Genomic DNA, 20,688 nt, shown 5'->3' on the forward strand with positions numbered 1-20,688 from the left:
ATAATCAGTTTAGCTATTGTTCCATATTTTCCCTTTTGGGAATTCATAATCTTCCAAAGTAGTGCCATGCATTTGTATGCTATAGCCTGGTAATTTTGGTGGCATATAGGCCCCATTTCGTATGGTCACGGGATCAAGAAAATGTTCATGGAGATGATCGACATATTCAATGACCCTATCTTCCAGTTCACCACTTATGCAGATGTAATCCACCATGGATAAGTGCTGCACATATTCACAGAGGCCTACTCCTCCCGCGTGTGGACATACGGGAATCTTAAACTTAGCTGCCATCAATAAAATGGCCAAATTTTCATTGACCCCACCCACACGGCAGCTATCAATTTGGCAAACCCCAAAGGCGTTGGCCTGCATCAATTGTTTGAATACAACTCTATTTTGGCAATGTTCACCGGTGGCCACCTTAATCGGTGCTACGGCCTTTGCAATGGCAGCATGTCCCAAAACATCATCTGGACTTGTGGGCTCCTCAATCCACCATGGATTAAATTTTTTCAGTTGCTCCATTTTGTCAATGGCCTCTCCTACGTCCCATTTCTGATTGGCATCCATCATCAATTTAAGGTCTTCACCTATTTCCTCACGAATAATTTCTGCTCTACGCATATCGTCTTCCAGATTGGCTCCAACCTTCATTTTAACATGCTTAAATCCTTCAGACATAGCCTCACCACAAAGACGTCTTACCTTTTCATCCGAATAGCCCAGCCAACCAGCGGAGGTGGTGTATGCAGGATATCCATCTTTCAACAAACGGTTTATGCGATCTTGTTTTGTGGACTCAAGTTTTTTGAAGATTTCAAGTGCTTCTTCTGGAGTAATGGCATCTGTAATATAAGTAAAGTCAATACAGGAAACGAGTTCCTCCGGGGTCATGTCGGCCAGCAGCTTCCAAAGTGGTTTTCCTTCTGTCTTGGCATATAAATCCCAAACGGCGTTGACCAACGCTCCCGTTGCCAAATGGACCACACCTTTTTCAGGTCCCAACCATCTAAGTTGGCTATCTCCGGTGACCATCTTCCAGAATTCGCCCATATTGGCAGTGAAACTTTCCAGCGTTTTGCCTACCACCAAATGGGACATGGCTTTTAGTGCTGCTACACAGACCTCGTTACCCCTTCCGATTGTGAAAGTTAGACCGTGGCCTTCGTAATGCAAAGGATGGTCCGTTTTAAGGATAATATATGCCGCCGAATAATCTGGGTCCGGGTTCATGGCATCCGACCCATCCAAAGTAGCACTCGTTGGGAAACGGATGTCCCTTACTTCTATATCTGTAATGGTCACCATATTATTTTAAACTTATCAAAACTAGATATTGGGGACTTGGGTCGCTACCTTAAAAATTGCCAATACCGATACTTTTTTTGCCTAAAAGGATATTTATATTCCTTCTTTATGAAATTTAATATATTCTGATGGTGACATTTGTTTGATTTTTCGAAACTGTCTATTAAAATTTGAAACATTGTTGAAGCCCGATTCGTAAACAACTTGAGTAATGGTGTTTTCATTTTCCAACAGGAGTTTGCAGGCATATCCCACACGGATTTCGTTGAGGTATTGGGAAAAAGGCTTTCGGTTTGTTCTTTTAAAAAAACGACTAAAGGCAGAAGGATTCATACCAATTAAATCTGAAACCTCGTTTGCGCTGACCTCCTTTTTAAAGTTATCAAATACATAGGCATAGACCTTATCCAACCGCTCATTGCCTTGGTTTTCCATTGCATTTAGATAACCTGCGCTGGACAGCAGTTCATAGTTGCGTTGTTTGGCCAGTTTGTTGAGAAGTCGCAACAAGGACATAACCTTTAAAAAAGGGTCCTTGACAAATAGGGACATAAACTCTTCATGGATGTTCTGCCTTTTGGAAATTGGGAAACGGATTCCCCTGGAAGCGCGCTTTAATAACTTCCCAATATGAGCAAATTCGGGGGATTGATAAAAATCCCCTCCCAAAAAATCCTCTTTGAAGTGCACTGCAATGGCTTCAGCAGATTTATCTTTTTCTTTCATGAAGTAGATATCGTCATTCAACCACATGTGGGGAAGGTTCTTGCCTAAGAGAATGACCTCGCCAGGCTTGAATTTTTGGATACTATCACCAATGAATCGCGTACCGGTACTTTTCTCCAAAAAAACCAGTTCATACTCGGGATGATAATGCCAAACCTTAAGAAAATGTGGATAACTGTTGTGGGTTACCGAGAACGAGGAATCTGTTTTACTACTTCGGTTCAATAAGTGCAGTTCCATCTCTGATTTTTTGGGGAACCACTAAATTAAGGAACATATTGGAATGGACGGGCTTAAGTTCCATCTTGGTATTGATAGGTTTGGTTATCCTGATTTTTTACCCAAATATTCCTTTACATAAGCATCCTTACTTGCCAAAAAACGTTCAGGGCTATCGCCTATCATCTTTTTGAAATCATGAATGAAATGGGACTGATCATAATATCCGCAGTCCAATGCAAGTTTTAAGATTCTCTCATCATCGGAGGTGTTTATAATCTTAAAAAAGTTGTTTAACTGTATTACTTTACAAAAATACTTGGGGGGTACTCCAACAATGTCACGAAAAACCCTCGTAAAATGACGATTACTTAAACCAGAAGTGTCCACCATGTCCTGAATGGAAATGCTCCCATTATTATGATAGATCGTTTCAATGCAATTATCCAACCAATAAATAGAAGGGAGTTTGTTGGATTCCAATTTGATCAGTTCATCAGCTATTAGTTTTACCCTTTCAATCGGAGATTTACATTTTTTCAATGATTCTTCAAGGCTACTCCAATGATGTTTGGCGGTACCTTCCAATGGCACCCATTTATTGACAAAACTGCTTCCCTTCATATGAAACAAGTAATAAGGGGTTAGGGGATGCAATAAAAACCCATTTTGTCCAAATCGGCCATTAATTTGCATTTTAGGAACAGTACCGTGAATTTGGCCCGCTAAATTTAATCGTGAAGGGGCAAAGTCCGAATTGTTGTTTACGTGCAGTATCGGCAAATCCCCATAGACATGAATCAAAACAGCGAAGCCATTCGGAAATACAGGAAAGGTAACATCAACTTTTTCTTGGGTCTCCCCATAAATAGCTGTAATGACATGAGGTTTTAGTACGTCTGGAATTTCATAATCCAGCGTTTCAGCGAATTTTTTGATCATGGGTATGGGTAGTGTTTGTATTCAAGATAGGCAATTATGTCCTTTTTGTACAATACAATAAAAAGGAGACGCCCTATTTTTTAGGAGTTTAAGGTCTTTTTTAGGGCAAATGATCAAAAATAGTTGCTTTTTATTGTCTTTATTCTGTTGTTTCGGACTGGTTGCCCAAAAGCAATTCAGTTTTCGACAACTTACAGTTAAACAAGGCCTGTCCCAAAATAGTGTTGTCTCCATGGCTCAGGACAGTCTAGGATTTTTATGGCTAGCCACGCAAGATGGCCTAAATAGATATGATGGGCAATCCATCAAACAGTATCCGTTTCAGTTTACCGACATTACAAGACCATCTTTTAGTAGGCTGGGTAAAGTTTATGTAGATAGGGATGGAGACGTTTTTATAATTCCTTCTGACCATAAAATCTACAAATATGATCGTATCAAAGACAACTTTCTTAGGGTTGGCAAAATAACAGATGCCACAACAATTTGGCAGGACAACTCAAAAAACTATTGGATAGGAACCTCAGCAGGCGAATTTTTTCTTCTGAATTCTGATTTTACAGTTCTACCATTCCGTGCCAATACTAGATTGAAAGGTCAAGTAAAAAAAATTAATCTGGCATCAGGTGATAGCCCATATATTCTTTCTGAAAAATCTTTGGTCATGATTGATAAGAGTACCAAGGCCATAACCGAAATGCCCCTTGAAACTTTGCTGGGCGAAAAGATGTCTTCAAATTTGAATACTGCCACTTTGGATGAAAAGGGAATCCTTTGGATAGGCTATTACGGGGATGGGCTATTTTATTATGATGAATCCAACAAAAGCATCAGAAGGTTAAGAAACGCTTCTTTTGATGGTTATCTTCCACAAGATCTGATGATACTTGACCTTTTCTTTGACAATCACGGGAGGTTATGGATAACAACCTATGGCGATGGACTTTACTTGGTTGATTTTTCAACGAATGAAATCAACCATTTTTCAGAGCAGAAACAAAATCCAAGGGCCTTGCATTACAATGACATTTTATGTGCATATCAAGATGACTCGGGAACACTATGGTTCGGCACTGATGGTGCGGGAGCCAGTTTTTATGATGCAGATTTGGAAAAATTCAATTCATTTACCAACTACCAGACTCCTATCAATATTAATATTGATGTGGTAAGGGCCATAACCCTTGATGAAATCAACAATGTATGGGTAGGCACTTCAGGGAAAGGGCTTACCAAATATGAACCGAATACCAACAGCTGGATCACCTATACCAAAGTGAATTCCGATATTTCATCCAACCGGATTATGAGTTTGTATTATGATACTGATGGTGAGCTTTGGGTCGGTACGCAGAACGGAGGACTCAATATCATGGACAGAAACAGTGCCTTTAGAACCTATAGGGTGTCGAATAGCACTTCCGAAACCTCAGCAACGATTTGGGATATTTTTGAGGATACCCATAAGAACACTTGGCTGGGAACCCGAGACAATGGGCTTATACATTTTGATAAAAAGCAAGGGGTACTAAAACAATACCTGGAATTTAAGGTTGCGGATTCCATTGTAATCAGAAAGAATATTAGAGTACTTGGTCAAGCTCCAAATGGAGATATATGGATGGGGACAGATAAAAAAGGACTCGTAAGATTTAACTCCAAGACCAAAAAAGCTTCCATCATTACAACGGAGAATAGTGCCCTAAGCACCAACGCCATTAAATCCTTGTTCCAAGACCAGAACAATGTGCTCTGGATAGGAACCTATGGTAAGGGATTGGATGCTTATGACATTGTAAATGAAAAGTTCTACAATTTTTCGATTGAAGATGGTCTTCCCAACAAGGTTATTTATAGCATACTACCCGATGAGGCAGGAAATTTGTGGTTGAGTTCTAACAGGGGCATTACCAAATTTAGTCTTCCTAATGGGCTTAAAAATCCGCCAGAAATCACCAACTACGACAACTACGATGGTTTAGCCACTGAGTTTAATACCGGCGCCTATTATAAAAACAAAGATGGACAATTATACTTTGGCGGATTGGAAGGGTTCTATTGGTTCGATCCGCAATCCATCGTTGAAAATGAATACCTCCCCAAGACGGTTATTACCGATTTCAAGATATTGGATGTACCAAAATCCATCTATTCAGACACGCTGTTAAAACACAATGAAAACACCATAGATTTTACGTTTTCAAGTTTACAGTTCTCCGAACCAGAAAAAAATCAGTATAAATATCGCCTGCTTCCCTATGAAGAAGACTGGGTGGTCACAGGCAATAAAAGTTTTGTGCGCTACACCCAGTTGCCACCTAATGAATACGAATTTCAAGTAGTCTCGAGCAACTATGATGGCAAATGGAACAGCAATCCAGAAAAATTCAACTTTACCATTGCCGCACCATGGTACTTTAATAGTTGGTCAAAAAGTGTGTACGCTCTTTTATTGATACTAACTGCCGTTTTGGTGTATCGATACCTAAAATGGCGATGGAAAATAAAATTGGATTTACAATTAAAGCAGGAGGAAGCCACTCGATTCAAAGAATTGAACGAATATAAATCAAGAATCTATACCGAGATAGCACATGAGTTCCGAACCCCCTTAACCTTGATTTCCGGTCCAATCGAATCCAAACTTTCAGAACCTGATATTTCCGAAGAAGAGGCGAACAAATTTAAGATGATCGAACGCAATGCCTCCCGATTGACCAATCTTGTTGATCAATTATTGCAATTGGCAAAACTTGAGGAAGGGAGGATTAAATTAAAGAAAGAATGGGGAAATCTTGGGCTTTTTTTAAAGGTAATAGCAGCATCCTTTGACTTTGAGGCCCAACAAAAAAAGCTTGATTATCAATACCAGGTTCAAGATATCCCTGTAGCAAGCTATGATGAGGACGCATTGGGCAAAATTGTTGTCAACCTGATTTCCAACGCCCTAAAATATGGCAAGCAAGATGGCTCATGCGAATTTTTGGCCTCCTATGATGGCGGAGTATTGTCCATCCAAATGTCTAATGCGCTTGAAAACAAAATTGAAAATGTTCAAACGTTATTTGAGCGATTTTATCAAAGGGACAAAAATTCCAAAGGTGCTGGCATTGGACTTGCCCTTGTGCAAAAACTGGTAAACCTCCATAAAGGTGAAATAGATGTGACACAATCTTCAGGAGCTATACATTTTAAGGTAACCCTCCCTTTAGAAATCCAGCAAGATTCACCCAAACTGGAAAACCCTAAACATCAACCAAATACAGGGGATGAAGAACCAATTTTGTTGGTGGTAGAAGACAATCCGGATGTTCTTGACTTTATCGCATCCGAATTTGAAAAATCCTATAAGATCATCAAGGCCAACCATGGGGAAATAGGAATAAAAATGGCTTTTGACCTTGTGCCAGACATCATTATCACTGATGTAAAAATGCCCTTCAAAGACGGTATAGAACTTTGCAATACCTTAAAAAATGATGAGCGCACAAGTCATATCCCCATTATTTTATTAACGGCCAGCAATGATAAACGAAACGAGTTAAATGGGCTAAAGGCCGGTGCCGATGATTATGTAACCAAGCCCTTTAAAATTAAAATCTTGGAAAAAAGGGCCGCCAATTTAGTCCGATCGCGAAAAATGCTGCGTGAACGCTATAGTCAAGAGAATTACCTTAAACCCAAAGACATAGCCATAACTCCAACTGATGAAATCTTCTTGACAAAACTGGAAGAAGTGATGAACGCGCATCTAGAAAATCCAGACTTCAATACCGAAAAGTTCAGCACTTCCATGGGTATGAGTCGCATGCAATTGCACCGAAAACTCACAATCTATACCGGTCTTTCCACCTCTGCTTTTATTCGCTCCCAGCGATTAAAACAGGCACTACAAATTCTAAAAACATCAGATGCCTCCATAAACGAGGTAGCCTATGCCGTAGGCTTTAATACTCCTTCGTATTTTATCAAATGTTTTAAGGAAGCCTATAAAAAAACTCCCGCAGAGTTTCTGCAAAACCAGTGACAGTAAGGGTTTTCAAAGGCTGTTACATTTCTTGCACACATCGTTACATACTACGCATCCCTCTTCACAGAATGAAAATACTTTTGGTTTCAGAACAATGAAAACATGGAATCATGAAAATAAAAATCGCTTTACTTTTTAGTTGTGCGTTCTTCTTGGGGTTTGGCACATCAAATGCCCAGTTTCTCAAGAAGCTTGGAAAACGGGCGGAGAGAGCAGCGGAGAACACGGTTTTGAGAAAAACCGATCAAAAAGTATCCAAGGAGACCGAAAAGGCCATGGACACAATTTTAAACGGAAATAAAAAAACAAAACGAAAAAAACAGAACAAGACAAAAGAACCACGGGAAGACCAAGAAAGTCTGCCAAACAATACATCTGAATCTGAGACCCAAAAAAAACCAGGACCCAGTGTATGGTCCGCCTACAATTTCGTGCCTGGGGATGAGGTCATTTTCTTTGATGATTTAAGGGATGAGGAGAATGGGGAATTTCCTTCACGATGGGATATCCTAAAAGGAAATGCTGAGAATGCATCATTTGAGGGAGAGAATGTCATTGCAATGAAACATGAGTCAATCATCATGCCCTTGATGGACACCCACAATTACCTTCCAGAAGTATTCACCCTTGAGTTTGACATTTATTTTGATGTTAAAAAGTATTCCTATAGGTCCAATTATTACTTACGACTAGGCCCAGAGATTGGCTCCCATTATTTCGGTGAAGGCAATAAGAACTGGATTACAGCTATTACAATCAAGAAAAACGGCATTAAGTTTTCAACGGACGTTAATGGTGTTAGAAAAAACTTCCAGGATGCTAAAAACGAACTGGAAGAACTGGGTCAAGGTGCTTGGCGACACATTGCCATTGCTTTTAACAAACGCTCGTTCAAGATTTTTATAAACGAGCATAGAGTTGTAAACATTCCAAATCTTGGCTTTAAGCCTGAAATGTTTTCCATTGGGTATTCAAATAATTATGCTAGTGATGATGAAGTTATCGTCGTAAAAAACATCCGTTTGGCCAAGGGTGGCAAAAAGCTTTACGACCGTGTGATCCAAGAAGGCAAGTTTGTGACCAGGGGCATTCTATTTACTGTGAACAGTGCTACTATAAAACCCGAATCTGGCGGTGTGCTCAAAGAAGTGGCCGCTATGATGCAGGACCATGCAGACCTCAACTTTAAAATTGAAGGACATACCGATAGCGATGGCGACGAGGAATACAATCTGTCCCTATCCAAACAGCGGGCCGAAGCGGTAAAACAAGCACTGATCGATTTGGGTATAGCTGATGGCCGATTAACTACAGAAGGCAGGGGAGAAAGTGTGCCCGTGGCTAATAATACCTCCCCTGAAGGCAAGGCAAACAATCGCCGTGTTGAATTTATAAAGATTTGAGATGAAAAATAGGTGCAAAACAAAACTCTTTAAAGATTTTTTGTCCAACAAGCACATAAAAAAGCTTTGCCATATGGTATTGGTCTGCACCCTGGTTTTTGGCTGCGGCAATGAGCACAAATCTGTTCAGCAACCCGAAAATTACATGGTCAGCAAAGAATTGGACAAGGCTATCATTGGGCAAAGCTGGGAGCTGCTCGAAAAAGCCCAACAATTGGCAGATACCGGTAGCACTATCAATGATGTGCTGGCCTTGCTCCCCGAAGATGCCCAGATTATGGTCAACAACAATTCACTGGTCTATTTTTTAGAGGGGGGCGTACCCATGTTAGTGTCTTTTGACAAAACAAAAAAGCGTATAAAGGGAAATGGTGCAATTTTTGGGAATGCATCTTTACCTCCCTCGATTTCCACAAATAATGCTTTGTTTGCAAAACCCTATATACAAGCAGCCTCCCAGGAAGTAAACGTTGTAGGTTATGAACGAGGGGAATATAAAAGACAAAAAAAGGAAGCACTTCTTGTAAGTGCTTACCCGCGCGACTTTGGTGGCTATGATGATGTCATAAGTGCCGCAGAATATCTTTCGGACCAAAACAATTATACTGGCAGTATTGTTCTCCGTTCTCAAAATCTAAGCCTTGCTGACTACACCGATTGGCAAAAATATGATCTAGTACATGTCAGTTCACACGGGGAAAGATTATGTGGCTATCCGTTTGAGGTCGGAGACAAAATAGAAATAACTACTGCAGGGGAGAGCAACTTTTGCGGCACTGTTTTAAAAAGTGGGGTAAAACATGGTTACACTACCATACAAGAAATGCAGGATTTCTTTTTTAAACCAGAAAACTACAACTATATCGACCATATAGTAATAGGTTGGGAAGACTTTTATTTAAAACCATCATTCTTTACCCAATTTTATTTGGCAGCCAATCTAAATAACAAAATATGGGTTTTTAGTGCTTGTGAAATGGGGCAGCGCTCCGATATGCAGACAACTATACAAAGTGTTCTTAAGGACAGTCATTTTTTCTACTGGCAGAACACGGTTAATGCAGAAGATGCTTTTCCAGCTTTCCAAGAATTTTATAAGAATTTGGCTTTCGAGGGTCTCGATGCTAAAAAGGCCTATGAAAAGATTCCACCAAACCTCAAAAGAAACCTTCCTTCAGAATTTGTAGACCCTAAAGGAGAAAATAAAGATACGATTGAAACCACTACGCAGCTTTTACATCTACAAACCGGAAAACCTCGGCACGGTATCGAAGTTATTGAGCTGTTGCACCCCATCCATGAAACCATTCTACAAGAAGGCGATCTATATCCTTTGAACGGGGACTTTGGAGACGGGCAAACCGAACTTATGGAAGTTAAACTGGATTTGCTGGGTTACACCAAGGAGGAGTTTATACAAAAAGGAATGACCCTGAGTCTATTTGTAAGGGGCCAGGCGATTTTAGATCATTTTGTCTTTCTGCCCGATATGCCCAATGATGGTATTATGGTTAAAAAAATACCAAACAAGGAATATGGTGTTAGACTCATTTTTGACGGAATGGAGATTGGTGACATTCCCAAAGATTTGGAAAAAATGGAGGTCAAAGGGTATTTGCATCTTGATGACGAACGTTTTTCAATCCATTCAGAAATGGTCAATATCAACCCAAAAGATGTCAGGGTCACGGCACGTGGAACAAATACCGTCACCATAACCTACGATAATGATACCGGTGCCTCAAAATTTCAATCCGCTTCTGCCCCAAGTGATGTGTATATGGACACTAAGGGCTTAGTATATGTATATGTGGATAGACCCCAAGATCGCGGATGGAAAAAAATAAACATGAGTGGTTATATGGGCCAGCAAATGGCCAGTAAAATGATGAAGATTCTGGACCTGCCCATGGATGTTGATATTCTCTTGGGCAAAGAAGGGCTCTCATCGGAAGTGCCATTTCCAACCACGCCCAAACCCGGCAAAAACCTGTTTAAACCTTTGGTCAATTGGCCCAATCAAATAACACAGGCCAAGCTGTCCCGTAGTCCCAATTTTGAACGGAGGGAAACCACTTGTCCTTCGGGCAAAGGTGACTGTTTGGTTTTTTATGGGATCCAAGGACGATCTAAAGGGGTGGTGATTCATTTCAACGAGTTAGGGAAGTTGGAACGGATGAAATATAAAGGTCAAACCCTTACCTATAATTATGGTGACTATACCGTAAATGTACCCTTGGCCAAAGAATTAAAATTACCATCGTTCTAGACGTATGGCATCCAAAAAAACAACACATAAAGTAACTCATAATCGATGAAAAGACTGGTCCTATTGATATTTCTGACACCCTTTTGCATTGGTGCCCAAACAAAAATGGCCCAAGAAGCCAAGATCGTAGTTTCTATAAACAAAGGAGGCCATACCATTGATGCCCTTTATTTTTTGGCAACAATAAAACAAGATAAAATGCTCTTGGAAGAAAATTCCACCACCAAATACTTTCTCGGAACACTTACTGGGGAATATCAAGTACATAATCGCGAAGTCTTACCAAGCCAAGGGGCAACTATCAAGGTATTTAAAGACCAGGAGGTCTTTTCAAAAGACGATATTTTCCCCATCAAAGGATTTGAAGAGCAAAAAGATGTGCGCTTGGGCAAAACCAAGGCTACTGTAATTGAAAACAAAAAAGGAGAACTCATATTAAAAACAAAGAACAATGAAAAGTAAAGTATTAACCACGGTATTCATAGTATTAAGCGGTCTAGTTTGTATGGCTCAAACTCCTGAGCAAGAGGCGGCCCAAAAAATGATGGACAGTATGATGGGAACTTTGCCTGCCAATCAAAAGGCATTTATGCAGCAAGTGATGAACATGGGCAAAGAGACCGAAGAAAAGCGAATAAAAGAAAAAGAACTGGCCAAAAAGAAACAGGATGAAATCAATAAAAAAAAGGCGGGGGAAGCCAACAAAGAATGGCTTTGGCGCAATTACACATCCAGTAATGCCCAAGGAAAGTTTGAAAATTGGACACATGGTAAGGCTGATATTAAAATTTCTTTTTCCAATGGCTGGAACAAGCCGGCAGATTTTTTAAAAATTGGGGAGATCTCTGCCAATGGCCAAGTAAGTATACAATTACCCAAATTGGATTTTAGAAAATGGCGTAGAATACCAATAGCACAAGGTTCCGGTGAAGGAGATTATATGAGGCCGAGTTCCTATGAACTTGAATACTCCAATAAAAATGTCACCTACTTTTCATCCCTACATGCTTTGGGTGCCTACAAAGGAGAAGAGCATTTGGGCACCATTACAATTGGCAATGCCATAAAACCAATCAGGCATATATATAGTCTGGCTTATGATAGGCAAGCTGGAGATGGGTATATGGCCTATTGGGTTTTTATGAGCCAGGCAAATACCATCGCGGGCAATTTTAATGGTGAAAATGTAACTGTTGTCCATGATTTAAAATTTAAACCCGGATGGAACCTTATCAAGGTTAGAATTGAGGGAACAAGAGAAGGCCAAAATGGTGCCGACTATTGGAAAAGCAGATATTTTACTGCGACAACCGCCTTACCTAGTGATGCCAAATATTTTTTCAGATCGGCTAAGTAAAATGAAGGCGAATATACTGGACAAACTCATTCATTTCTTTTTTGTGCTGTTGTTGACCATCATTTTGGTAACCATCTGGATTACCATAAAACCGTAAACCTATGCAACAGGTCTTACATTTTTTGATTTTTATTGTCTTCCCATTTGTTTGGGCGGATTCCGCATATGGACAAAACATAGAATTGGTAGGCATTGAGTTGGCGAGGTTTCCCAAAGACATGAAGATTGGCAATGCCAGTGACGCGGGCACAAGAATACAGTTTTTTGTAAAGGATACGGTGGTTGTTACCGGGTTGACAAAATCATTTAAGCTTGAACAATGGACCACGAATACAGGAAGGAATTTAGATTATGAGCATTCAAAACTTGTAACTACTGCGGTACTAAAAGACAATCGTATGGCTAGGGATACGGCCCTTTTGTCCCAACGAGGATTTTGGTCAGAACACGGTAAGGGTTTTGTATTTAAGCTGCATAGTTGGGCTCTTCCGGATAGTGCTGCCATCTCAATGTCCATAAAAGCGGAAGTTGAATACACAACTTTGACACCTGAAAAGGTGCTTTTAGAAGATATTACACATTTGGCTGGCAATATTGAGGGGCTTACCGGACTTGAATTTATGGGAAATTCGATTGACTTAAGGCCCAAATTATATGGCCAAGGAACGGAAGCCTATATGACCTTCAACGGCACGTTGACCAACAAGACATACCAAGTGGCCATTAAAACCATGCAGTTTTTGGATAAAGAGGGCAAAATAATGGATGAGCTTTATTTTGGGCTGAACAACAATTATAGCACAAGTACTAGAAATCGAGTAGACCTGAGAAAGGCGGTCGTTCTAAGAATGCATTACCGTAAACTGAAGGTAAAGAAAATCAAGATTGATAGCACCTTTGGATTGGGGTTCTGAATTACTTATCCAATTGGATTTAATGATTTAGCAATATCTGTATTAAAATTGAAGACCGAGGCGATTGAAAACTATTGAGGAACATAGGCATCATACGGTAAACAGGGTTTGGATTACCAAAACCGTTTCCATTCGACCATAATGGAATGTGCATACGCATTGTTTAGTCCCGGATTACAGTATAGAGCGATGGATTGGCTTTTAGCCCTTCCGGAGGTGCAACACCTAACTCCTTTGCCATTTTCTTGCTTGCTTCTGTAAAAGCTTTAGGACTCTCCCATACCGCAACATTTATTAACTCAAACTTGGCATCGTCCTTTATTGTTTCATGTAGTTCTGTTGAAATATAGCCGGGCTGTTTTTTAAGAAAGTCTCTACAAGCTTCCCAATATGTCACGGATTCTTCCAATTTTCCGTCGGGTACTTCAAATGGGTTGATCAGAATAATATGATCGGTATTATCCGTTGCCAAAGTCGATTTGCGCTTTTGCTCAGCTTCGGTTATACAAGAAACCGCTGTAATTAACAAAACCGAAACAAAAGCCATTCTTAAAATCTTTATAGTTCCATTCATTATTTAATCTCTTTAGAAGATTCTTTTTAAAGTATTTTCTTTAGTTAACAGATAATGTTTGACCACACCTAAAACATGAAAAGCCAGCAATAGCATCATAATAGTTGCTAATAATCCATGGGCCTTGAGCGGCATCAAATCTCCTTTTGATTCAATTAGATCAGATGTTCCCGATTTTAGGGCATCGATATAACCCCCAAGGAACATCACTGCAAATCCTGCTAGAGCAATTCCAATCAGCAGAAAATAGAAAGCGTTATGAATCCAAACAGTCAGTCTATCGTTGAACTTGGAGCCCGTTTTTAAGTCAGCTGGCCGCTCCGATTTAAAAAAGAAATAGCTTCTTAGCAATGTTAGTACAAAAACAACAGTCCCAAGAATGGCATGAATCTTCAAAAGCCCCATTTTTTCAGTAGGTTCAAGCCCGGACATATATTTCCCCAAGGGGAACAACACAATTATAAGGACCGTGGTTAGCCAATGGATAAAAATAGTTCCCTTACTATACTTCTGGTTCAGATCGTTCCGGACTTTTGTTTTCATGGTCATTCCAGATTCTGATTGAACTCTTCATAATTTCCCAACCAAAACACCCCGACCGAGAATAGTTCAAAAGAAGCGATGTCATTTTTAGCAAAGGGTAAAGCCTCACATAATTCCCGCGCTTCCTTTTCTGTATTCGTATTGATAAAAAACACAAAATCGGTCTTATCATTGGCCTTTTGGGTACCTTCTATATCAAAATATATATTCTCGATACTCCCTTTGTTCCAATGTTCAAGAATAGCATCTGCCTGTGATTTGGTCAAACTATCCGTAGTATTTTCCCAATTGTGGGATGTCCAGACAGCTGCATATGAGTTGGTTATTCCTTTTTCTAGAATTTCATCGTGATCACGACCCATCCATTTAAGTCCGACTGGATATATTTTATAGGATGCTATTGCTTTTTTTACCAGGGTCAGTTTGTTAAGAATGGCTGTAGCTTCCTTCTCTGAATGTGCTTTTAGAAAGAAAAAGACATTCGGAAAGTATTCGAACTTATCGATTGTTGCATTGGAATCATAGTAGGCGTCCACAACAATATCCTTTTTCCAAAGTTGGTTGACTTCGTCCGCTATGACTACAAGGTTCTCCTCAACAAGTTCTTTATTATCTGTTGCCCATTTCCAGGCAATGGCATAATTCTGTCTTCCAACTTTAGAATCGGTCGACTCCACCTCTTGCGATTCTGCAACCCCATCCGGTTTTGAACCTTCCTTGACTTTCTCTTTACACGAAAATAGGACCGCTATGGAGAATATTAGTGTAATACCCTTTTTCAAAAACATGATTGCGCTAATTATTAATTAGTAGGTTTAAATAAGTTTACAAATTGTTGCAACAATTATGGTTATTTACAATATTTGACATGACAAATATATAGGAAAAAACTATTGCCCCAAATTTTGAAGCATTTTTTTGGCCGCAGCATTAAAGGTTTGAACATCCTTAGGGTCAATACCATGGGTTGCCTTTTGCAATATTTCTTTTGCCAAGGGTTCTATTTGATCACGAACTCTTTTGCCCTCTTTAGTAATATGGATTTTCCACACTCTTCGGTCATTGGCGTCCATTTGACGTTTTACCATTCCTTTTTTCTCTAACTTGTCCAATATGCGGGTGATGTTCGCATTATCCTTGAAGGTGCGTTTTGCCACCTCTTTCTGCGATAGTCCTGAATTTTCACTCAGTCTGTTCAAAATGGCCCATTGTTCTGGGGTGACATTTATCTTGTTTCTGCTCAACGCTCCGGTCATTTCCCGCTTTAGTAGAAGCGCTGTCATATTGATAAGATATCCGGCCGATTGATCTAAAAATGACTCCATTTATTTGTCATGTTATTAATTCACACAACAAATATATGTCATTCAAAATAGCTCAACGTAGCTTTTCTATATATTCCTTATCTCAATAAATCCCCACAAAGTTTCACTTTTAATTTTGTTGCTCCTGGCAGATAGGCAAGTGGTATTGACTCTTTGGCCAACACCTTTACGCTATCTTGTAATGCCCCATTTTTTAACAATTCATCCTTGACCTTCTGAAGCAGTTGCTCCAAAGCTTTGTTCTCTTCTTGTTGCATGGTGTTAATCACCATTTCTTCCTCGTAACCTATTTGGGCAATGCACGCTCCGAAAGCATTTGCCACTTCCAAATATTCTGGAAAAATCACCTTTGATGCCCCACTAATTTCTCTTGGTAGGAGGAATGCCCCACCGCCGCAGGCTATTACCGGAATTTCTGTTGAATCTGTCTTTAGTTTGTCTACTAACTGTTCAATGGTGGCCTTGATCTGGTTTTTTACAGCAATTAGTGCTTCTGTAAATGCGATATCTACATTTTTTTCTATTGCGGCTCGAAGGATTGATGCATCTATGCTTCCATCAATTTTCAATTCACCATTAGCCAAAAAGAAATCAGAGAGTGTTGGCGTATTCCCTCCGAAAGCTATGGCCTTTTCTTTAAGTTGGTATCCAACGGAATCAGGACCTAGCATACACTTTCCTTCTTCAAAACGCACAATGGTCCCTCCACCAATCCCGACAGCCACAACATCGGGCATTCTAAAGTTGGTAAGCACACCTCCAATTTGAGCGGCCTGTGTACTTTCCCTAGGGAAAAAGTTCACCAATACCCCGCCATCCGAAGTAGTTCCTCCCACATCGATAACAATTCCACTTTCCACTTTGGATAATGCTCCAGCTCCACGAATACTGTTTGTAGGACCGGATGAAATGGTAAGTACCGGATAATCTTGTACCTGTTCCAAAGACATCAGGGTTCCATCATTTTGCCCAATAAACAGTTGAGAAGACAACCCCAACTCGTGCACGGTAGCCTTAAAGGCATTTACCATTTTCGAAGCTACCTTTTGCAATGCTGCGTTTAAAACGGCGGCATTTTCTCGTTCCAACAAACCTAAACCGCCCAGTTGGTGGGAACAGCTTGTTCTAATTTCATTGCCTAGAATTTCCTTGGCCCAGGCAGCTACTTGCAATTCTTGATCTGGTAGGGTTTTGGAAAAAATACCAGTTATGGCCAACGATTCCACTTGCCCTTTCATGGCCCCAAGGCATTTTTTCACTTCTTCTTCATTCAATGGACTTATCAATCGACCATCAAATTCATAACCCCCATGAACCATATAAATATGTTCTCCAAGTAATGTTTTTAAATCCTCTGGAAAGTCGGCCATAGTCGGAATGGAACTGCTAGCTGGAAGACCAATTCTAATGGCTCCTATTTTATTCAGTTCTTTGCGTTCCACCAAAGCATTGGTACAATGTGTGGTGCCCAACATGATGTATTTGATGTCTTCTTTGGGAACATCCACTTTTGAAATGACCTCATTCATGGCATTTCTAATACCACTACTCACGTCCAAAGTTGTGGTCTGCTTGGTTTTGGCCAATATTTCATTGGTGTGTGATACCAGTACGGCGTCTGTATTGGTACCTCCGACGTCAACACCTATTTTATAATACATAAGCTTAATTTTTGTTCAACTCCTCTATGGGGCTAAATTTTTCTTTATAACCGAATTTTTGTGGGCCTCCAAGAACAATACCCTCTGGTGTTCGCCATTGTTTATTGGCCTTCATCCCTAAAACCACTACGCGTGTTCCAAATTGAACGGCTTCGGCGGTGATAGGCTGCGCATTTTCTGCATCTATGAGTACTATCAAGTCTGGGGTAATGGCCACAGGAAGACCGTCCTTTTTCGCCATCAAAAACTCATTTTGAAAATCCAGTTCCATACGGGAACCCTGATTTTCATCCAGTCCCAAGATTTCACATATACCTTTGTTCCATCGGCCCTCAGTTTTGATGGTGACATTACTGATTTTCCCGGTAAATAATTTAATGGCCGCTGCTTCTTGGATCAATGAATCCAGCGGAGATCGATTTTTATCTTTTGCATCAAGTATAGCTTCCCCGAGCTTTTGAGCGTAGCTCACAATACCATGCACAGCGGCTTTTTTGACTTGTGCTCCGCTCATGGGGTAGCACCCAATGGCACAGCTACCCCCCATTTGGATTGTTGTTGCCCCCACTAAGGTTTCTCCCCAGACATTATCGATGGTATGGTAGATGTTCCTGTTCCCTTTTTCGTCTGCTTGTGCTATTGGAGAAACTGGAATATTGTGCAAAGTAAATGTCACCATTTCCAAACGGGGAAATGCTCGCCCCATACCATCAGCATCCACTATGGGGATGTTTTTTTGGGTAGCGACCGCAAATGGGATTACTCCATTAAGTCCGCCAGCTTCGGCAGGCATAACGGCATCTATTTTTTTTCCTAAATATTCCTCCATCATTTCAAAAGCTTTTGTGAATTCATTACCTGAAAAAAGTTTTTCCACCAAAATCATAGGGGCCCCAAAAGCAGCAATAGGCACTACTAAGGCATTATCTTTAAGTTCCTCAGCAGCAATAAGATTCACCTCACCATAGGTTTTCATAGCCTGTTTTACCAAAAGCTTTCCAATGTAAGGGTCGCCACCCCCACCGGTTCCCAAAACAGTGGACCCCATGGCGATATATTCAATTTCTTTTGTTCCAATTTTTCGCATACTTATTTCATGATTTTTTTAAGGATATAATAGAACATTGCAGCAATCACAATTCCCAAAATGTTCTTGATTGAGGACTCCATAATCAGCATAACTGTTACTCCAGCTCCCCAAGAGAATATTCCTTTCCAGTTGATTTTGGCAGCTTCCTGTTGATATGTTTTGGCGAAGTAATAATCAGAAATCATGACTCCGGCTATTGGGGTAATTGTGATGGTGAGCAGGGTTATGAAGCTCATGAAATGAGATAAAATTCCAATCGCAGCAAGTACGATTCCAGCAATACCAACCAACAAAGTAGTTTTAGAGCGTGAAACATCACTTAATTTGAAAAGGTCATTAAATGCCAGTCCGGAGGAGTAAATGTTCATAACATTGGATGTCCAAGTAGCCAGGATAAGAATTGACATGGCAAAAAATGGAAATCCTAGGCTGGAAAATATTTCAACAATGTCATAGGTGCCTTGTGTAATAGCCAAAATTGCCCCTATCGCCAACAGGCACAGCGCAGAAGGAATTATTCCGAAAATGGAACCCAAAACAGCATCTTTTTTGGTTGCCGCAAAGCGATTATAATCCGGTGAAATCACCCCTCCGACCGAAATGAAACCTATGGTAAGTCCAATAGCTTGTAAAAAGGGCATGTTGCTTTCAGGTTTAAAGTCCAGCACTTCTTGAAAACTATGGGTTTTAAAGGTGATAACAAGGCCATAAATCAACAGCAAAACAATGGCAGGTACGGCCACATAATTGAGCCATTTCAAATATTTAAACCCAAAAACTGCAGTAAGTACCATGATGATGCCCCAAAAAACCGAGGTTATCCAAATTGGAATATCAGGTCCGCCCATTTCCAATAGTATTTTTGAAAAGGAGGCTCCTGCAATATTGCTTTGGATTCCAAACCATCCTAAGGTGGACAAACCAATAACCAAGGCCACAATTATCTTGGCGCCAATTTCACCAAAACTACTTGAGGCCAATGCGACAGTCGCTTTTCTTCTGTCAACCGCAGCCATACTAAGTAAGGACATAAAGAGCACCACAAAACCAAAACCTATAAGGCCTGCCCAAATGGATGTGCTGAAACTCAAGGCGCTTATTAAAGAACTGCCAATAAGCAGGGCAGGTACGCTTACAATGCCTCCGAACCAAATCCCGGCCAGACTATACCATTTTGTATTTGCTTGATTGTTTTCCATACTGTTATGTCTTGATTAACATGTAAATAAGTTTTGTGTCCTCCAGAATATTACCTGCCTGAGCCTCAAAAGCTTCGAGATAAACCACATCTCCCGACTTTAAATAGCCTTTGATGGAACCATCTTCATTTAGCATTTGGATGTTTCCATGTTGAATAATCGAAATTTCATGACTTGGATGCCTTGTAAACCCTACTTCGGGAATCCGGGTCCCTTTTTTCAAGAATACGGTCCCCATTTGAAACTCTGTCCGCTCTTTTTGAACATGAAAAAAGCACTTGTTATAATGTTCATCGGGTTTTGGGTATGTGATTTTTTTTATCTCCATTAGTTCACAATGATTCGGTTCCCAAATTGATAGGGTTCCGAGAACAGTCCAAATTGTTTAATATCTTTTTCCGAAGGAGGTTCACAACTCCATTTGGACGAAGGTTTCCAACCAAATCTGTTCTTTAACATGGCTGCCTGTTCGGCTTGTTTTAATGCAGCTAATGAAGGATCAATGACAGGCACTTTAAGCTTTTCCTGAATTTCCTGAAAGAAGCCAAACTCACAAGTACACCCTAGTATTACGGACTCGGCAAAATCTTCGGTCACGGCCTTTTCAGCGGCTTTGAAAAGGTTATTGGCCGTAATCTTATGATCCTTTTGAAATTCGCAGACGTTCATACCTACATCCCTGAAAGATGCCAAATGCTCGCCATAACCATATTCTTTTATGGTGGAATGCATTTCATGTTCCCATTTTTTATGACCAATGATTACAGAAAATCTGTTTGATAGCTTCAGTGCTATCTCGATAGAGGATTGGCAAGGCGCAACCACTACCATGTCCCCAGAAATTTCACGGGCATCCAACAAATAAGGGTCATAAAAACAACCGATAATCAAAGCATCGAAGCCTTCAGTGGAAGCCTGCCGTGTGGCCTTCACCAAATCAGATGCAATAAGGGCATTATAGGTTCTGTATTCCAAGTTATCCATTTGACCAACGGTCGGTTGTAAAGAGGTGACATGTACTTCTGAATTCGAGAACTTGTTTTCCTTGATCATTTCAGCAAAAAATGCATCGTATGCATCAAAGCCGACCGGATTCAAGTACATTATTTTTAAGATATCTTCCAT

18 protein-coding genes are annotated in these 20,688 nt (G+C 40.3%); 6 read left to right on the top strand and 12 right to left on the bottom strand.

Going from position 1 to position 20,688, the window contains the following annotated elements:
- Positions 1-9: 9 nt before the first annotated feature.
- The 3 genes from BUC10_RS11685 to BUC10_RS11695 all read right to left on the bottom strand — a co-directional run bounded on the left by BUC10_RS11685 (position 10) and on the right by BUC10_RS11695 (position 3,198).
- Complete coding sequence (locus BUC10_RS11685) at positions 10-1,311, bottom strand: L-fuconate dehydratase (protein WP_073179758.1); 1,302 nt, start codon at positions 1,309-1,311, stop codon at positions 10-12.
- A gap of 93 nt (positions 1,312-1,404) precedes the next feature.
- A complete protein-coding gene (locus BUC10_RS11690) occupies positions 1,405-2,277 on the bottom strand; it encodes an AraC family transcriptional regulator (protein ID WP_073179761.1) in 873 nt (290 codons plus the stop codon).
- An 84-nt stretch (positions 2,278-2,361) separates the two neighbouring features.
- On the bottom strand, positions 2,362-3,198 hold the full coding sequence (locus tag BUC10_RS11695; RefSeq protein WP_073179764.1) for a helix-turn-helix domain-containing protein: 837 nt from the start codon (positions 3,196-3,198) through the stop codon (positions 2,362-2,364).
- A 232-nt stretch (positions 3,199-3,430) separates the two neighbouring features.
- Here BUC10_RS11695 and BUC10_RS11700 point away from each other — a divergent pair, with 232 nt between their 5' ends.
- The 6 genes from BUC10_RS11700 (at position 3,431) to BUC10_RS11725 (ending at position 13,171) form a co-directional block, all read left to right on the top strand.
- Entirely contained in the window at positions 3,431-7,225 is a 3,795-nt protein-coding gene (locus BUC10_RS11700) for a two-component regulator propeller domain-containing protein (RefSeq protein WP_165614890.1), read from the top strand.
- 113 nt (positions 7,226-7,338) lie between these two features.
- Positions 7,339-8,631: an OmpA family protein gene (locus BUC10_RS11705; protein ID WP_073179768.1), complete on the top strand. Its 1,293-nt coding sequence runs from the start codon at positions 7,339-7,341 to the stop codon at positions 8,629-8,631.
- A 1-nt stretch (position 8,632) separates the two neighbouring features.
- Positions 8,633-10,900, top strand: a complete 2,268-nt coding sequence (locus tag BUC10_RS11710) for a hypothetical protein (RefSeq protein WP_073179770.1) — start codon at positions 8,633-8,635, stop codon at positions 10,898-10,900.
- A gap of 45 nt (positions 10,901-10,945) precedes the next feature.
- Positions 10,946-11,362 carry a hypothetical protein gene (locus BUC10_RS11715; protein WP_131819072.1) on the top strand — a complete coding sequence of 139 codons (417 nt, stop codon included), beginning with the start codon at positions 10,946-10,948 and terminating at the stop codon, positions 11,360-11,362.
- Entirely contained in the window at positions 11,352-12,257 is a 906-nt protein-coding gene (locus BUC10_RS11720; RefSeq protein WP_131819073.1) for a hypothetical protein, read from the top strand. The genes BUC10_RS11715 and BUC10_RS11720 overlap by 11 nt, the downstream gene beginning before the upstream one ends.
- Positions 12,258-12,358: 101 nt before the next feature.
- A complete protein-coding gene (locus BUC10_RS11725) occupies positions 12,359-13,171 on the top strand; it encodes a hypothetical protein (protein WP_073179777.1) in 813 nt (270 codons plus the stop codon).
- 163 nt (positions 13,172-13,334) lie between these two features.
- On the opposite strand, the gene BUC10_RS11730 is transcribed toward BUC10_RS11725, so the two are convergent.
- From BUC10_RS11730 to BUC10_RS11770, 9 genes are all read right to left on the bottom strand, one after another.
- Positions 13,335-13,745 carry an antibiotic biosynthesis monooxygenase family protein gene (locus BUC10_RS11730; RefSeq protein WP_222843723.1) on the bottom strand — a complete coding sequence of 137 codons (411 nt, stop codon included), beginning with the start codon at positions 13,743-13,745 and terminating at the stop codon, positions 13,335-13,337.
- Positions 13,746-13,757: 12 nt separating this feature from the next.
- A complete protein-coding gene (locus tag BUC10_RS11735; protein ID WP_165614891.1) occupies positions 13,758-14,288 on the bottom strand; it encodes a cytochrome b in 531 nt (176 codons plus the stop codon).
- Between the two features lie 2 nt (positions 14,289-14,290).
- Positions 14,291-15,076 carry a hypothetical protein gene (locus tag BUC10_RS11740; protein ID WP_073179781.1) on the bottom strand — a complete coding sequence of 262 codons (786 nt, stop codon included), beginning with the start codon at positions 15,074-15,076 and terminating at the stop codon, positions 14,291-14,293.
- Positions 15,077-15,178: 102 nt separating this feature from the next.
- Positions 15,179-15,613, bottom strand: a complete 435-nt coding sequence (locus tag BUC10_RS11745) for a MarR family winged helix-turn-helix transcriptional regulator (protein WP_073179783.1) — start codon at positions 15,611-15,613, stop codon at positions 15,179-15,181.
- Between the two features lie 77 nt (positions 15,614-15,690).
- A complete protein-coding gene (locus BUC10_RS11750; protein WP_073179785.1) occupies positions 15,691-17,274 on the bottom strand; it encodes a hydantoinase/oxoprolinase N-terminal domain-containing protein in 1,584 nt (527 codons plus the stop codon).
- A 4-nt stretch (positions 17,275-17,278) separates the two neighbouring features.
- A complete protein-coding gene (locus BUC10_RS11755; RefSeq protein WP_073179787.1) occupies positions 17,279-18,361 on the bottom strand; it encodes a DUF917 domain-containing protein in 1,083 nt (360 codons plus the stop codon).
- A gap of 2 nt (positions 18,362-18,363) precedes the next feature.
- Positions 18,364-19,563 carry a cytosine permease gene (locus BUC10_RS11760; RefSeq protein WP_073179789.1) on the bottom strand — a complete coding sequence of 400 codons (1,200 nt, stop codon included), beginning with the start codon at positions 19,561-19,563 and terminating at the stop codon, positions 18,364-18,366.
- Positions 19,564-19,567: 4 nt separating this feature from the next.
- Entirely contained in the window at positions 19,568-19,891 is a 324-nt protein-coding gene (locus BUC10_RS11765) for a hypothetical protein (protein ID WP_073179792.1), read from the bottom strand.
- The gene (locus BUC10_RS11770; RefSeq protein WP_073179794.1) at positions 19,891-20,688 is read right to left on the bottom strand and encodes an aspartate/glutamate racemase family protein; all 798 of its coding nucleotides are present in this window, start codon (positions 20,686-20,688) and stop codon (positions 19,891-19,893) included. The genes BUC10_RS11765 and BUC10_RS11770 overlap by 1 nt, the downstream gene beginning before the upstream one ends.

It is taken from the genome of Flagellimonas flava, from assembly GCF_900129665.1.
Lineage (GTDB): Bacteria > Bacteroidota > Bacteroidia > Flavobacteriales > Flavobacteriaceae > Flagellimonas > Flagellimonas flava.